This window comes from Streptomyces sp. NPDC003720 (assembly GCF_042875075.1).
GTDB lineage: Bacteria > Actinomycetota > Actinomycetes > Streptomycetales > Streptomycetaceae > Streptomyces.
In genome coordinates this window covers 619546-633230 of sequence record NZ_JBIANZ010000001.1, presented here as the reverse complement: position 1 = coordinate 633230, position 13685 = coordinate 619546, and the positions used below count along the sequence as shown (strand labels likewise).

The window sequence follows — 13685 nt, the reverse complement described above, 5'->3', positions numbered from 1 at the left end:
GGCCGCGTCAGATCCGGTAGCGGCGCAGGGCCGGCACGGCGGCGGCCAGCGCCAGCATCGCCACGACCACCAGCGCGCCGCCGCCCGCCACGGCCGCCCTCGGGCCGAACGCCGAGCCGGCGGTGCCGTGCAGGACGTCGGCCAGGCGCGGGCCGCCCGCCACCACCACGGTGAACACGCCCTGCATCCGGCCGCGCATGTCGTCGGTGGCGGCGGACAGCAGGATGGCCCCGCGGAACACCATGGAGATCATGTCGGCGAGGCCGGCCGCGGCGAGGAAGGCGAAGGCCACCCAGAGGTTGCCGCTCAGCCCGAAGCCGGCGATGGCCACGCCCCAGCCGACCACCGCCCCGACGACCATCCAGCCGTGCCTCCGGGCCCGTGAGAAGACGCCGGAGAACAGTCCGCCGAGCACCGCGCCGACCGGGATGCCGGCGAACAGCACGCCGAGCGCCAGGCCCGCGCCCCAGGAGTCGTAGGTCTCCGCGGCGAGCTGCGGGAACAGGGCGCGGGGCATGCCGAGAACCATGGCCACGATGTCGGCGAGGAAGGACAGCAGCAGCACCTTGTGGCCGGAGATGTACCGGAAGCCCGCCACGATCTCGCGCAGTCCGGCCCGCCGGGCGGGCCCTTCCCCGAGCGGCGGCAGGGCGGGCAGCCGGAACACCGCCCACACGGTGACGCACAGGGCCAGCGCGTCGATCAGGTACAGCTCGGGCAGCCCGATCACCGGGATCAGCACACCGGCCAGCAGCGGCCCCGCGACCAGGCCGGTCTGCATCACGGTGGACCCGAGCGCGTTCGCCGCGGGCAGTTCGCCGGCGGGCACCAGGCGGGCGATGGAGGCGTTGCGGGCCGGCGAGTTCAGGCCGAAGAACGCCTGCTGCAGCGCGAGCAGCAGCATGAGCACGACGACGGAGTCCAGGCCCGTGACGGCCTGCGCCCAGAACAGCACCGAGGTCACGGCGATCCCGGTGTTGGTGACCAGCAGCAGCTTGCGCCGGTCCACCGTGTCGGCGACCGCCCCGCCCCACAGCGCGAACACCACCATGGGCACCAGCCCGGCGAGGCTCGCGTAGCCGACCCAGGCCGAGGAGTGGGTGATGTCGTAGATCTGCTTGGGCACGGCGACGGCGGTCAGCTGGCTGCCGACCGCGGTGACGATGGTCGACGACCACAGGCGCCGGAAGGCCGGGATGCGCAGCGGCCGGGTGTCCATCGCCCAGCGGCGCCAGCCGCGTCCGGGCGGGGCGGGCGGGGCGCCGGCGTCGGTGGCGCCGGGTCCGGTGCCGGCGGTCTGTGGTTCGGTGTCGCTGCTCTCGCTGGTGTCCACGGGGTTCCTGGTCGCTCGTCAGAGGTTGCTCGATACATCTTTCGATTCGAGGCCCCACTATCGCAGGAACTCCTGCGGCAGCCCGACCACCTCTTGCCCCGGCGCCGGCGCGGGCGGTCAGGCGTCGAGGACCAGGGCGGCGCCGAGCGCCAGCATGGTGAGCGCGACCAGGCCGTCCAGAACCCGCCACGCGGCGGGCCGGGCGAGGACCCGGCCGAGCAGCCGGGCGCCGAAACCGAGGGCGGCGAACCAGCAGAGGCTGGCCAGGGCCGCGCCGAGGCCGAAGGTCCAGCGCAGCGGGCCGCGGTCGGCGGCGAGGGAGCCCAGCAGGAACACGGTGTCCAGGTAGACGTGCGGGTTGAGCCACGTCATCGCCAGGCAGGTGAGCACCGCCCGCCGCCGGGAGCCCGCCGCCTCGCCCTCCGTGCGCAGTCCGTCGCCGGGCCGCAGGACGCGGCGGGCGGCGAGGGCGCCGTAGCACAACAGGAACGCGCCGCCCACGATCCCGACGGCGCGCACCGCGCCCGGCCAGGCCACCACGACCGCGCCGACGCCGCCGACGCCCAGCGCGATGAGCAGCGCGTCGGACAGGGCGCAGATCCCGACCACCGCGAGCACGGCGTCCCGGCGCACCCCCTGCCGCAGGACGAAGGCGTTCTGGGCGCCGATGGCGACGATCAGGGAGAGCCCGGTGCCGAATCCGGCGGCCGCGGCGGTCAGGGCGTGGTTCATGCCCTCGACGCTAGACAGGCGATCACCGGACGTACAGCTAAACATTTTTACGTAGCATTAGCACTCGTGATGTCGGAGCTTCCCCTCGAACAGGTGCGGACCCTGCTCGCCGTGGTGGACGAGGGCACTTTCGACGCAGCGGCCGCGGCCCTGCGGCTGACGCCGTCGGCGGTGAGCCAGCGGGTCAAGGCGCTGGAGCAGCGCACCGGCCGGGTGCTGCTCCAGCGCACCAAGCCGGTGCGGCCGACGGAGTCCGGGGCGGTGCTGGTGCGGTTCGCCCGGCAGCTCGCCAGGCTGGAGCGGGACGCCCGCGGTGAGCTGGGGCTGAGCGGTGCCGGGGAGCCGACGCGGGTGTCGGTCGCGGTGAACGCGGACTCACTCGCGACGTGGTTCCTCGGGGCGCTCGCCCAGGCGCCCGGGCTCTGCTTCGAGCTGCACCGGGAGGACGAGGCCCATACGGCGGCGCTGCTGCGCGAGGGGCTGGTGATGGCGGCGGTGACCTCCTCGCCCGACCCGGTCCCGGGCTGCTCGGTGCGTGCGCTCGGCCGGATGCGCTATTTGCCGGCCGCCGCGCCGGAGTTCGCCGCGCGGTATCTGGACGGCCCCCTGCCGGATCTGCTGCCCGACGCGCCCGTCGTGGTCTTCGACCGCAAGGACGACTTCCAGGACGGCTTCGTCAGACGGCTGGGCCGCGGGGCCGCGAGCCCGCTGCGGCACCATGTGCCGACCTCCGAGGGCTTCGCCGACGCGGTCGCCGCGGGGCTCGGCTGGGGCATGCTCCCGGAGGCGCAGGCCGGCCCGCTGCTGGCCGCGGGCCGCCTCGTGCTGCTGGCGCCGGACCGGAGCGTGGACGTCACGCTGTACTGGCAGCAGTGGAAGCTCGACTCCCCCGCCCTGGCGGCGCTGGCCGAGGCGGTGACCCGGGCGGCGTCCCGGGCGCTGCGCCGGTGATCCGGGCCCGCGGCGGGCGTCGGCCGCGCCCTCAGGGATTCCGGGCGCCGAGCCGTCCGGCCGCGCTGTCCAGCAGCATCTCCAGGGCCGTCGGGTAGGCGCTGGTGACCATGCGCCGGGCCAGCATCGGGGCCGCCTCGGCGATACGCGGGTGGGTGTCGTGGGGCAGGCGGGCGTAGGTGGAGTGCCATTTGTCCTCGTCGGCGCGCTGGGAGGCGCTGGGCAGCGCCAGTGACGCCGAGTCCAGGGCGGCGAAGGCCAGCGTCTGGTCGATGAAGGCGTGGTAGACGCGGACCGTCTCCGGCAGCGGGAACCCGGCCGAGCGCAGGACGTCCAGCACCGCCTCGTCGGCGGCCAGCTCGTGGGCGCGGCCGGTGACCCGGTTGGCGGTGAGCAGCGCCGCCTGCGGGTGCGCGACGTACACGCCGTACAGGCGCAGCCCGATCGTCCGCAGGTCCGCCCGCCACTGCCCGGTCGGCTCCCAGCCGGCCAGCGCCTCGCCGATGAGCGCGTCGCCGATGGCCAGGGTCAGCTCGTCCATGCCCCGGAAGTACCGGTACAGCGTGCTGGGATCGCAGTCCAGGGCGAGACCGAGGCGGCGGGCGGTGAGCCCGGTGCTGCCGTGCTCGCGCAGCAGTCTCAGCGCGGTCGCGACGATCAGTTTCTCGGACAGCACGGTGCCGGCGCGGGTCGGACGGCGCCGGCGGCGTCTCTCCTCGGGCACCACGGGCTTGGGCACAGCGGCTCCCTCCTGCCTGCGCGCCGGCTTATGCCAACGCCATTGACCTTACGCCACCGTCCGGCGTTGGATTCCGGGCAAGGCGCGCCTGCCCCGATGTTCCGTTCGTGACCGTTGTCGTCCATGACCGTTGTCGTTCGTGTCAGGCAGGGAGTTTTCGTCATGCGTGTACTGCTCGTGGGAGCCGGCGGGGTCGGCACCGCCATCACCCGGATCGCGGCCCGGCGTCCGTTCCTCGACCTGATGGTGGTCGCCGACTACGACCCCGCGCGGGCCGAGGCCGCGGTCGCGGCCCTCGGCGGGTCCGGCGCCCGGTTCCGGGCCGAACAGGTCGACGCGGGCGACGAGGCCCAGGTCGCCGCGCTGCTCGCCCGGCACGGCTGCGACGTGCTGCTCAACGCCACCGACCCGCGGTTCGTGATGCCCCTGTTCCGGGCGGCGCGCGCGGCCGGCGCGACCTACCTCGACATGGCGATGTCGCTGTCCCGGCCGCACCCCGAGCGGCCGTACGAGGAGTGCGGGGTCAAGCTGGGCGACGAGCAGTTCGCGCTGGCCGCGGAGTGGGAGAAGGCGGGCGCGCTCGCGCTGGTCGGCATGGGGGTGGAGCCCGGCCTGTCGGACGTGTTCGCCCGCTACGCGGCCGACGAGCTCTTCGACGCCGTCGAGGAGATCGGCGTCCGCGACGGCGCCGATCTCACCGTGGACGGCTATGACTTCGCGCCGTCCTTCAGCATCTGGACCACCATCGAGGAGTGCCTGAACCCGCCGGTCGTGTACGAGTCCGGGCGGGGCTGGTTCACCACCGCCCCGTTCAGCGAGCCCGAGGTGTTCGACTTCCCCGAGGGGATCGGACCGGTGGAGTGCGTGAACGTGGAGCACGAGGAGGTGCTGCTGATGCCGCGCTGGGTCGGCGCGGACCGGGTCACCTTCAAGTACGGGCTGGGCCGGGAGTTCGTCGAGACCCTGAAGACCCTGCACCGCCTGGGACTTGACCGCACCGAACCGGTGACCGTGCCGGGCCCCGGCGGGCCGGTGGCGGTCTCGCCGCGGGACGTGGTCGCCGCGTGCCTGCCGGACCCGGCGACGCTGGGCGAGCGGATGCGCGGCAAGACCTGCGCGGGCACCTGGGTGCGCGGCACGAAGGACGGCGCGCCGCGCGAGGTGTACCTGTACCACGTGGTCGACAACCAGTGGTCCATGGCGGAGTACGGGTGCCAGGCGGTGGTGTGGCAGACGGCGGTCAATCCGGTCGTCGCCCTCGAACTCCTCGCCACCGGCGCCTGGTCGGGCACCGGCGTCCTCGGCCCGGAGGCCTTCCCCGCCGGCCCGTTCCTCGACCTGCTGACCGCGTACGGCTCCCCCTGGGGAATGCGCGAGCAGTGACCGGGGCGCGGCCCGCGCCGCGGCGAAAAGTCCGGCTTCCTGTTTCATGCCGCCCCGACCGGTCACCCGAAATGGAAGCAACCATTCGACTGGCACGGACGACTCGGACCGGAGGAGACTTCGATGGACAACTGGCGCGAACATGCCGCGTGCCGTCATGAGGACCCCGACCTCTTCTTCCCCATCGGCACCACGGGCCCTGCGCAGGTGCAGGCGCAGCAGGCGAAGGCGGTGTGCGCGGGCTGCCCGGTGCGGGAACAGTGCCTGGACTGGGCCCTGGACACGGGCCAGAGCATCGGCGTCTGGGGCGGCACGACCGAGATGGAGCGGCGCGCGCTCAGGCGCCGCGTCCGCTCCCGGCAACGCTCCGGCTGAACGGGGTCGCGGACGCCGTCCACCGAAAGCGCCGCCGGGGCAGTCATGCCCCGGCGGCGCTTTCCGCTTCTAGGACCGGCCGGGCTTGCCCCGCCCGTACAGCCAGGTGTGGAACAGGCCGTCCAGCTTCTTGCCGGAGAGCCGCTCGGCCAGTGAGGTGAACTGGGCGGTCGTGCCGTGCCCGGTCCGGTGCGCGTCCGCCCAGGCGCGCAGGATGCGGAAGAAGTCCCGGTCCCCGACGGCCCGGCGCAGTTCGTGCAGGGTCATCGCGCCCCGGGCGTAGACGGGCGTGTCGAAGATGTTCTCCCCGCTGCCGGGGTCACCGGGCGGGAAGGACCACAGACGGTCGCTCGCGGGGCGGGCGTACAGGGCGTCGAACGCCTTCTGCGCGCCGGCGCCGCCGTGCTGTTCCGCGTACAGCCACTCGGCGTAGGTCGCGAAGCCCTCGTTGAGCCAGATGTCCTTCCAGGCCGTCAGCGAGACGGAGTCGCCGAACCATTGGTGGGCGTTCTCGTGGACCAGGGTGGCCACGTCGGGCGCCGAGTCGTAGAGGGGCCGGCTCTGGGTCTCCAGCGCGTAACCGACGTCGGAAGCGTGGTCGACGATGGACCCGGCGGCCCGGAACGGGTACGGCCCGAACAGCTTGCTCTCCCATTTCAGCACGGAGGGCAGTTTCTTCAGCACGGGCGCCGCAGCGCGCGCCTCGCGCGGGTCGACGGCGTTGTACACCTGGACGCCGTCGCGGGTCGTGTACCGCTCGACCTGGAACTTGCCGACGGTGGCGGTGGCCAGGTAGGCGGCCATGGGCTCGGCCTGGTGCCAGCGGAAGGTGGTGCGGCCGTGCGCGGTGCGCGTGCCGCGCAGGACGCCGTTGGCGACGGCGGTGCGCCCCTTGGGCACGGTGATGGTGAAGTCGTACGACGACTTGTCCTTGGGGTGGTTGTTCGCCGGGAACCAGGTCATCGCGCCCTGCGGCTCGCCGGCGACGAACGCCCCGTCGTCCGTGGGGATCCAGCCGTCCGCCGAGCCGTCCGGGTCGGTGACCGGACGGGGGGTGCCGTGGTAGGCGACGGTGACCCGGAACCGTTGGCCCGCGCTCAGGGTGTGCGCCGGCGTGACGACGAGTTCCTGGCCGTCGCGGCGGAAGGCCGCGGGGCGGCCGCCGACCGTGACGGCCGTGACCTTGAGGCCCGAGAGGTCCAGGTCGAAGCGCTTCAGCCGCTGGGTGGCGCGCGCGGTGAGGACGGCCTCGCCGTCCAGGCGCCGGGAGGCGGTGTCGTAACGGAGCGTCAGGTCGTAGTGGCCGACGTGGTAGCCGCCGTTGCCGCTGAGCGGGAAGTAGGGGTCGCCCGCGCCGGCCGCGCCGGTCGTGCCGGCCGCCGCCGGGCCGGCGGCCCCGAGCAGCGCCGCCACGGCGACGGGGACGGTGGCGAGGACGGCCTCGCGGCGGAGAACTGCGGTGCGTCGGCCGGGGGCCTGTCTGCGCTGTGGCGTCACGGGCGCTCCTCCTGGGGGGTGGTGAAAGATCGTTTCGCCAGAAGGGTAGGCGCGGAGCCGATCCGGTTTCGCCCTCATTCCGGTCAAGTCACGCCGCGTCGCCGCCCGGTGGCCCCCGTTCACGGCAGTAGGCTCGCGGCACCGTCCGCGACCCGAGAGGGGCCCCGACCGTGAGCGTGCGCGTGCGCCGGATCTACGAACCGCCGGAGGCGGACGACGGACTGCGGGTCCTGGTGGACCGGCTGTGGCCGCGCGGGGTGTCCAAGGACGAGGCCCAGGTGGACGAGTGGCCGAAAGGGCTCACGCCGTCCAACGAGCTGCGCAAGTGGTTCCACGGCTCCGAGGGCTCCTTCGAGGAGTTCCGCGGCCGCTACGAGGCCGAACTCGCCGCTCCCGAGGCCGCCGAACTCCTGGACGGGCTGCGCACGTCGGTGCGCGAGGGGCGGGTGACGCTGCTCACGGCGTCGAAGACGCCGGAGCAGAGCCACGCCTCCGTGCTGGCGGAACTGGTGCGGGGCTGAGCGACGGCCGCGCGGTGGGGGTCCGGCCCGTCGTCAGCCCGTCTGCTTCGCCGCCGCCCGTCCCGCCGCGCGGCCGGAGAAGAGGCAGCCGCCGAGGAAGGTGCCCTCCAGGGCGTTGTAGCCGTGGACTCCGCCGCCGCCGAAGCCCGCCACCTCGCCCGCCGCGTACAGCCCTTCGATCGGGGCGCCATCGGCGCCGAGCGCCCGGGAGTCGAGGTCGGTCTGGATGCCGCCGAGCGTCTTGCGGGTCAGCACGTGCAGCCGGACGCCGATCAGCGGGCCCGCCTCCGGGTCCAGGATGCGGTGCGGGGAGGCGACCCGGCCGAGCCGGTCGCCTATGTAGCGGCGGGCGTTGCGGATGCCCTGGACCTGGGCGTCCTTGCTGTACGGGTTGGCCATCTGCAGGTCGCGGGCCTCGATCTGCCGGCGCACCTCGGCCGCGTCCAGCAGCGGCTCGGCGGTGAGGGCGTTCATCTTCTCGACCAGCCGCTCCAGGGTGCCCGCGGTGACGAAGTCCGCGCCGTTGTCGAGGAAGGCCCGCACCGGCGCCGGGGCGCCCTTGCCCAGCAGCCGGTCGCGCAGCACGGCCTTGCGGTCCTTGGCGGTGATGTCCGGGTTCTGCTCGGAGCCGGAGAGCGCGAACTCCTTCTCGATGATCTTCCGGGTGAGGATGAACCAGGAGTGGTCGTACCCGGCGATGTCCTCGGTGGTGCGCAGGTACTCCAGCGTGCCGAGGGTGTCGTAGCCGGGCAGGCACGGTTCGGGCAGCCGGCGGCCGAGCGCGTCGAGCCAGACGGAGGAGGGCCCCGGCAGGATGCGGATGCCGTGGCCGGGCCAGACGGGGTCCCAGTTCTGCAGGCCCTCGGTGTAGTGCCACATGCGGTCCCGGTTGACCAGGCGCACACCGGCCTCGGCGCTGATGTCGAGCATCCGGCCGTCGACGTAGGCGGGGACGCCGGTGACCATCTCGGCGGGGGGTGTGCCGAGCCGTTCGGGCCAGTAGCGGCGGACGATGTCGTGGTCGGCGCCGATGCCGCCGCTGGTGACGATCACGGCCCCGGCGGTCAGTTCGAAGTCGCCGGCGCGCTCGCGGCTGGAGGCGGCGCCGCGCGGTGAGTCGTCGGCGGCGAGGACGGTGCCCCGCACGCCGCGGGCCGTGCCGTCCTCGATGACCAGTTCGTCGACCCGGTGGCGGTGGTGGAACGTGAGCAGTCCGTCCCGGGCCGCCTGCCGGGCGTACTCGACGAAGGGCCCGACCACGCCGGTGCCGGTGCCCCAGGCGATGTGGAAGCGGGGCACGGAGTTGCCGTGGCCGGCGGCCCTGAGGTCGCCGCGCTCGGCCCAGCCGACGGTGGGCAGCAGTTCGATGCCGTGGCCGCGCAGCCAGGAGCGCTTCTCGCCGGCCGCCCACTCGACGTAGGCGCGGGCCCAGCGGACCGCCCAGGAGTCCTCGTCGGCGACCCGGTCGAACCGCGCGCTGCCCTGCCAGTCGTTCCAGGCGAGGTCGAGGGAGTCCTTGATGCCGAGCCGGCGCTGCTCGGGCGAGTCGACGAGGAAGAGCCCGCCGAAGGACCAGTACGCCTGGCCGCCGAGGTTGGCGGCGTTCTCCTGGTCGACCAGGGCGACCCTGCGGCCCTGGCGGTTGAGTTCGTGCGCCGCGACCAGGCCGGCGAGGCCCGCTCCGACGACGATGACGTCCGCGTCCTTGGCGGCCATGGCGTCCGTGTCCTTCCGTCCGCGCTTCATCCGGGGGCGCCGCTGCCGTCGGTCAGCAGGGCGGTGAGCAGTTGCTTCAGCCAGCCGCGGGCGGCGTCGACGTCCTTGTCCAGCAGGAGCTGGGTGGTGACGCCGTCGTAGGCCGCGACCACCGCGCGGGCGGCGCCGTCGGCGTCGCCGAGCACGGCGGGCAGTTCGGTGTGGCCCCGGGCCCGGCCGAGGCGGTCGGCGACGGCCTCGCGCAGCCGGGCGCGGTGGTCCAGGAGCGCCTGGGCGACGGCCGGGTCGCGGGCCGCGTGCACCAGGAAGTCGGTCTTGACCAGCAGCCAGTCCACGTCGAGCAGCAGGACCTCGGCGACCCGGTCCACCGAGGCCGGGACGTCCAGGCCGGGCCCGTCCTGCGCGAGCGCGTCGGCGACCTGGCCGGCGATGAGGTCGGCCCGCTCCCGGTAGAGGGCGAAGAACAGCTCGTCCAGGGTGGCGAAGTTGGAGTAGAAGGCGCCCCGGCTGTAGCCGGCGGCCTCGCATACCTCCTCGATGGAGACCCGTCCGAACCCCTTGGCGGCGAACACCGCGAAGGCGCCGTCCAGCAGGTTCGCCCGGGTCCGGGCCCGCCGCCGGGTGACGCGCGGGGCCGTGCCGTCCTCGGCCGTCATGGCGGGACCTCCCTTCGGATACGGGAATGTATCCGATACACCGATGTATCGAAAGGGTGTCCGGCGAGGGATTCGCGGCCGGGCGCCGGCACGCACGCCCTCACTGGGAACATATTTTCGATTAAGGAGTAGGCTGGCCCCATGGCCACGCACCTCCAGGGCTCCCTGTTCGACCAGACCGACGAGCTGCGGCTCGGCCCGCTGGACGGGCTGCGCCGCACCGAGCTGGGCTCCGGCGCCTGGATCGACGTGCTGCCGGGCTGGCTGAGCGGCGCCGACGCCCTGTTCGAGGAGCTGGCGGCCGAGGTCCCCTGGCGGGCGGAGCGCCGCAAGATGTACGACAACGTGGTGGCCGTACCGCGGCTGCTCGCCTTCTACGCGGCCCAGGACCCACTGCCCCACCCCGTCCTCACCGAGGCGCGGGACGCCCTGTCCGCCCGCTACGCCGAGGAGCTGGGCGAACCGTTCACCACCGCCGGGCTGTGCTACTACCGCGACGGCAGGGACAGCGTCGCCTGGCACGGCGACCGGATCGGGCGCGGCGCCCGCCGGGACACGATGGTCGCGATCCTGTCCGTCGGCGTGCCCCGGGACCTGCTGCTGCGCCCCGCGGGAGGCGGCGGCCCGGTCGTCCGGCGGCCGCTCGGGCACGGCGACCTCATCGTGATGGGCGGCTCCTGCCAGCGGACCTGGGAGCACTGCGTGCCCAAGACGGCCCACGCGGCCGGTCCGCGGATCAGCGTCCAGTTCCGCCCTCACGGGGTGCGGTGACACGTCCGGCGGCCCCTCGCCGACGCAGGCGGAACACGGTCTGGTTGGCTGTCCCCGACGACCGGCCGCCGGGACCTCGGAGAAACCATGCGGGCAGAAGTACGCCAAGTCGCCGACGCCGCCTACCTGGTGCACGGCCACAACACCAACTGGGTCATCCTGAAGGACGGCGACGACGTCACCCTGGTGGACACCGGCTATCCCGGGGACCGCCAGGGCGTCCTCGACTCGCTTGCCGCGGTGGGCAGTTCACCCGAGGCGGTCGCCGCCGTGCTGATCACGCACGCGCACAACGACCACCTGGGCTCGGCCGAGTACCTGCGCGCCGCCCACGGCACCCCCGTCTATCTCCACCCGGCGGAAGTCCCGCACGCGCGCCGCGAGTTCCTGCACCAGGCCACCATCGGGGACGTGGTGCGCAACGCCTGGCGGCCGGGCGTGGTGGCCTGGGCGGTGCACGTGGTCCGGGTGGGCGGCACCGACCACAACCCCGTCACGGCCCCCGAGCCGTTCCCGGCCGAGGGCGCGCTCGACCTGCCCGGCCGGCCCGTCCCCGTGCACACCCCGGGCCACACCGACGGGCACTGCGTCTACCACCTGCCGGACGCCGGGATCGTGATCTCGGGCGACGCCCTGGTCGTCGGCCACGCCACCTCCCGGATCACCGGCCCCCAGCTCCTGCACCGCTTCTTCGACCACGAGCGCGCCCGGACGCTCGCCTCGCTGGAGCTGATCGGGGCACTCGACGGTGACACCCTGCTGCCCGGCCACGGCGCGGTGCATCGGGGACCGCTGCGCGCCGCCGCCGAACAGGCCCGGGAGCGGGCGTCCCGCTAGCCGCCGGCGGGCCTTAGGGTTCGTCCCATGGCATTGCAGATCAGCGCCACGAACCCGGAGCACCCCGCGGTCCTGCTCGAACTGCCCTGGGACGTGCCTCTGGAGAAGTGGCCCGAGGAGTACCTCGTGCCGCTCCCCCGGGGCATCTCCCGGCACGTCGTGCGCTACGCCCGCGCCGGCGACGAGGTGATCGCCGTCAAGGAGCTGGCCGAGCGGCCGGCGCTGCGGGAGTACGAGCTGCTGCGCGACCTCGACCGGCTGGGCATCCCGGCCGTGGACCCGCTCGCCGTGGTCACCGGCCGCACCGACGGCGCCGGCGCCCCGCTGGAACCGGTGCTGATCACCCGGCACCTGCGCGGCTCGATGCCGTACCGCTCGATGTTCGAGACCACCATGCGCCCGGCGACCATGCACCGGCTGATGGACGCCCTCGCGGTGCTGCTGGTCCGGCTGCACCTGAGCGGGTTCGCCTGGGGCGACTGCTCGCTGTCCAACACCCTGTTCCGGCGGGACGCGGGCGCCTACGCCGCGTACCTCGTGGACGCCGAGACCGGCGACCTGCACCCCCGGCTCAGCCCCGGGCAGCGGGACTACGACCTCGACCTGGCCCGGGTGAACATCAGCGGCGAGCTGCTGGACCTGGAGGCGTCCGGGGCGCTGCACCCGTCCGTCGACCCCGTCGAGTTCGGGCACGAGATCTGCACCCGCTACGGCGGCCTGTGGCGGGAGCTGACCCGCACCTCGGTGTACCCGGCGGGCAAGTACCACTACATAGAACGCCGGATACGCCGCCTCAACGAGCTCGGCTTCGACGTGGCCGAGATGCAGATCGAGCACTCGGCGGCCGGCGACACGGTCACCTTCGTGCCCAAGGTCGTCGACGCCGGCCACCACCAGCGGCAACTGCTGCGGCTGACCGGCCTCGACGCCGAGGAGAACCAGGCGCGGCGGCTGCTGAGCGACCTGGAGAGCTGGATGGCCACCCAGGACGACCACGCCCCGGGCGACCCCCTCGCCGCCCGCCCCGAAGTGCTCGCCCACCGCTGGGTGCGGGACGTGTTCCGGCCCACCGTGCGCGCCGTGCCCGTCGGGCTGCGCGGCTCCATGGACCCGGCCGAGATCTACCACGAGCTGCTGGAGCACCGCTGGTACCTCTCGGAACGGGCCCAGCACGACATCGGCCTCGACACCGCCGTCACCGACTACATCGACAACGTCCTGCCGAAGGCCCGCAGCACCCTGGAGCCGACGACCCCCGGGTAGGTCACTCGTGCGGGACCACGGCCACCGGGCACTCGGCGTGGTGCAGCACGCCCTGCGCGACCGAGCCGATCCGGGCGCCCACCGCGGTGCGGTGGGCCCGCCGCCCGACGACCATGAGCTGGGCCCGCCCGGCCACCGACAGCAGCACCTGCCCCGCGCTGCCCATCTCGACGTGCTCGGCGACGGGCACCTGCGGGAACCGCTCCCGCCATGGGCGCAGCGCGTCGGCCAGGGCCTGCTTCTCGTACGGCTCAAGGCCGCCCGCCTCGTCCAGGAGCTTGAGCGAGCCCGGGCTGTAGGCGAAGACCGGCGGCAGCGTCCAGGCCCGCACCGCCCGGACGGTGGCCCCGCGCACGGCCGCCGTCTCGAACGCGAACCGCAGCGCTTCCGCGCTGTCCTCGGGGCCGCCGTGCTGGCCGACCACGACGTCCCGCCCGGCGGCCTCCGCCGCCGCCCGGTCGCCGGCCCGGACCAGGACCACGGGCCGGGCCGCCTCGGCGATCACCTGCCGGCCCACCGAGCCCAGCAGGAAGCCCATCACCCTCCCGTGACCGCGGGAGCCCAGCACCAGCAGCCCGGACCGGTCGGCCGCGCCGGTCAGCGCCTCCGCGACGCCGCCCTCGAGCACCTCCACGTCCACCTCGAGCCCCGGGTGCCTGCCGGAGACGGTGCGCACGGCCTCCCGCACCCCTTCGGACACCCAGCCGTGCTGGGTGTCCCGGTCGGCCGTGGCGAGCTCCTCGGCGTACTGCCAGGCGTGCACCACGCGCAGCGGCAGCCCGCGGCGCACGGCCTCCCTGGCCGCCCAGTCCAGCGCGGCCAGGCTCTCCTCCGTACCGTCCACCCCTGCCGTGATCGGGCGTTCCATGCCTCGTGGCCTCCTCGTCGTCCGCGTTCGCGGGGGCCAGTCT

General features: G+C 74.0%; 14 protein-coding genes. 7 read left to right on the top strand and 7 right to left on the bottom strand.

Features of this window, described 5'->3' with window-relative positions:
• Positions 1 to 7 precede the first annotated feature (7 nt).
• Together ACFYU0_RS03175 and ACFYU0_RS03170 are read right to left on the bottom strand one after the other, a co-directional pair.
• Entirely contained in the window at positions 8 to 1333 is a 1326-nt protein-coding gene (locus tag ACFYU0_RS03175) for an MFS transporter (protein ID WP_389297414.1), read from the bottom strand.
• Between the two features lie 117 nt (positions 1334 to 1450).
• Entirely contained in the window at positions 1451 to 2065 is a 615-nt protein-coding gene (locus ACFYU0_RS03170; RefSeq protein ID WP_351673394.1) for a LysE/ArgO family amino acid transporter, read from the bottom strand.
• 66 nt (positions 2066 to 2131) lie between these two features.
• Here ACFYU0_RS03170 and ACFYU0_RS03165 point away from each other — a divergent pair, with 66 nt between their 5' ends.
• Entirely contained in the window at positions 2132 to 3016 is an 885-nt protein-coding gene (locus ACFYU0_RS03165; RefSeq protein WP_351673396.1) for a LysR family transcriptional regulator ArgP, read from the top strand.
• A gap of 31 nt (positions 3017 to 3047) precedes the next feature.
• Here the strand turns inward: ACFYU0_RS03165 and ACFYU0_RS03160 are convergent, their stop codons facing one another.
• Positions 3048 to 3755, bottom strand: a complete 708-nt coding sequence (locus ACFYU0_RS03160) for a TetR/AcrR family transcriptional regulator (protein WP_351673398.1) — start codon at positions 3753 to 3755, stop codon at positions 3048 to 3050.
• A gap of 162 nt (positions 3756 to 3917) precedes the next feature.
• Here ACFYU0_RS03160 and ACFYU0_RS03155 point away from each other — a divergent pair, with 162 nt between their 5' ends.
• Both ACFYU0_RS03155 and ACFYU0_RS03150 read left to right on the top strand, forming a co-directional pair.
• Complete coding sequence (locus ACFYU0_RS03155; RefSeq protein WP_351673400.1) at positions 3918 to 5138, top strand: saccharopine dehydrogenase C-terminal domain-containing protein; 1221 nt, start codon at positions 3918 to 3920, stop codon at positions 5136 to 5138.
• 123 nt (positions 5139 to 5261) lie between these two features.
• A complete protein-coding gene (locus tag ACFYU0_RS03150; protein ID WP_351673402.1) occupies positions 5262 to 5513 on the top strand; it encodes a WhiB family transcriptional regulator in 252 nt (83 codons plus the stop codon).
• 69 nt (positions 5514 to 5582) lie between these two features.
• Here the strand turns inward: ACFYU0_RS03150 and ACFYU0_RS03145 are convergent, their stop codons facing one another.
• Positions 5583 to 7010, bottom strand: a complete 1428-nt coding sequence (locus tag ACFYU0_RS03145) for a M1 family metallopeptidase (protein ID WP_389297411.1) — start codon at positions 7008 to 7010, stop codon at positions 5583 to 5585.
• A 170-nt stretch (positions 7011 to 7180) separates the two neighbouring features.
• On the opposite strand from ACFYU0_RS03145, the gene ACFYU0_RS03140 reads away from it, so the two are divergent.
• Complete coding sequence (locus ACFYU0_RS03140) at positions 7181 to 7531, top strand: DUF488 family protein (protein ID WP_351661216.1); 351 nt, start codon at positions 7181 to 7183, stop codon at positions 7529 to 7531.
• A gap of 33 nt (positions 7532 to 7564) precedes the next feature.
• On the opposite strand, the gene ACFYU0_RS03135 is transcribed toward ACFYU0_RS03140, so the two are convergent.
• Both ACFYU0_RS03135 and ACFYU0_RS03130 read right to left on the bottom strand, forming a co-directional pair.
• A complete protein-coding gene (locus ACFYU0_RS03135; protein WP_389297410.1) occupies positions 7565 to 9247 on the bottom strand; it encodes an FAD-binding dehydrogenase in 1683 nt (560 codons plus the stop codon).
• A gap of 26 nt (positions 9248 to 9273) precedes the next feature.
• Positions 9274 to 9903, bottom strand: coding sequence for a TetR/AcrR family transcriptional regulator (locus ACFYU0_RS03130; protein WP_389297408.1), 630 nt, complete (start codon positions 9901 to 9903; stop codon positions 9274 to 9276).
• A 141-nt stretch (positions 9904 to 10044) separates the two neighbouring features.
• Here ACFYU0_RS03130 and ACFYU0_RS03125 point away from each other — a divergent pair, with 141 nt between their 5' ends.
• From ACFYU0_RS03125 to ACFYU0_RS03115, 3 genes are all read left to right on the top strand, one after another.
• Entirely contained in the window at positions 10045 to 10674 is a 630-nt protein-coding gene (locus ACFYU0_RS03125) for an alpha-ketoglutarate-dependent dioxygenase AlkB (protein WP_389297407.1), read from the top strand.
• Between the two features lie 87 nt (positions 10675 to 10761).
• Entirely contained in the window at positions 10762 to 11511 is a 750-nt protein-coding gene (locus tag ACFYU0_RS03120) for an MBL fold metallo-hydrolase (RefSeq protein WP_389297405.1), read from the top strand.
• Between the two features lie 27 nt (positions 11512 to 11538).
• Positions 11539 to 12774 carry a DUF4032 domain-containing protein gene (locus ACFYU0_RS03115; protein ID WP_351661203.1) on the top strand — a complete coding sequence of 412 codons (1236 nt, stop codon included), beginning with the start codon at positions 11539 to 11541 and terminating at the stop codon, positions 12772 to 12774.
• 1 nt (position 12775) lies between these two features.
• Here the strand turns inward: ACFYU0_RS03115 and ACFYU0_RS03110 are convergent, their stop codons facing one another.
• Complete coding sequence (locus ACFYU0_RS03110; protein ID WP_389297402.1) at positions 12776 to 13642, bottom strand: universal stress protein; 867 nt, start codon at positions 13640 to 13642, stop codon at positions 12776 to 12778.
• Positions 13643 to 13685: the final 43 nt, after the last annotated feature.

What these genes read in the sequence shown, in the direction of transcription:
- ACFYU0_RS03130 (WP_389297408.1), bottom strand. Translation starts at nt 9,903, where the DNA reads ATGACGGCCGAGGACGGCACGGCCCCGCGCGTCACCCGGCGGCGGGCC.
- ACFYU0_RS03150 (WP_351673402.1), top strand. Translation starts at nt 5,262, where the DNA reads ATGGACAACTGGCGCGAACATGCCGCGTGCCGTCATGAGGACCCCGAC.
- ACFYU0_RS03110 (WP_389297402.1), bottom strand. Translation starts at nt 13,642, where the DNA reads ATGGAACGCCCGATCACGGCAGGGGTGGACGGTACGGAGGAGAGCCTG.
- ACFYU0_RS03155 (WP_351673400.1), top strand. Translation starts at nt 3,918, where the DNA reads ATGCGTGTACTGCTCGTGGGAGCCGGCGGGGTCGGCACCGCCATCACC.
- ACFYU0_RS03125 (WP_389297407.1), top strand. Translation starts at nt 10,045, where the DNA reads ATGGCCACGCACCTCCAGGGCTCCCTGTTCGACCAGACCGACGAGCTG.
- ACFYU0_RS03170 (WP_351673394.1), bottom strand. Translation starts at nt 2,065, where the DNA reads ATGAACCACGCCCTGACCGCCGCGGCCGCCGGATTCGGCACCGGGCTC.
- ACFYU0_RS03135 (WP_389297410.1), bottom strand. Translation starts at nt 9,247, where the DNA reads ATGGCCGCCAAGGACGCGGACGTCATCGTCGTCGGAGCGGGCCTCGCC.
- ACFYU0_RS03120 (WP_389297405.1), top strand. Translation starts at nt 10,762, where the DNA reads ATGCGGGCAGAAGTACGCCAAGTCGCCGACGCCGCCTACCTGGTGCAC.
- ACFYU0_RS03115 (WP_351661203.1), top strand. Translation starts at nt 11,539, where the DNA reads ATGGCATTGCAGATCAGCGCCACGAACCCGGAGCACCCCGCGGTCCTG.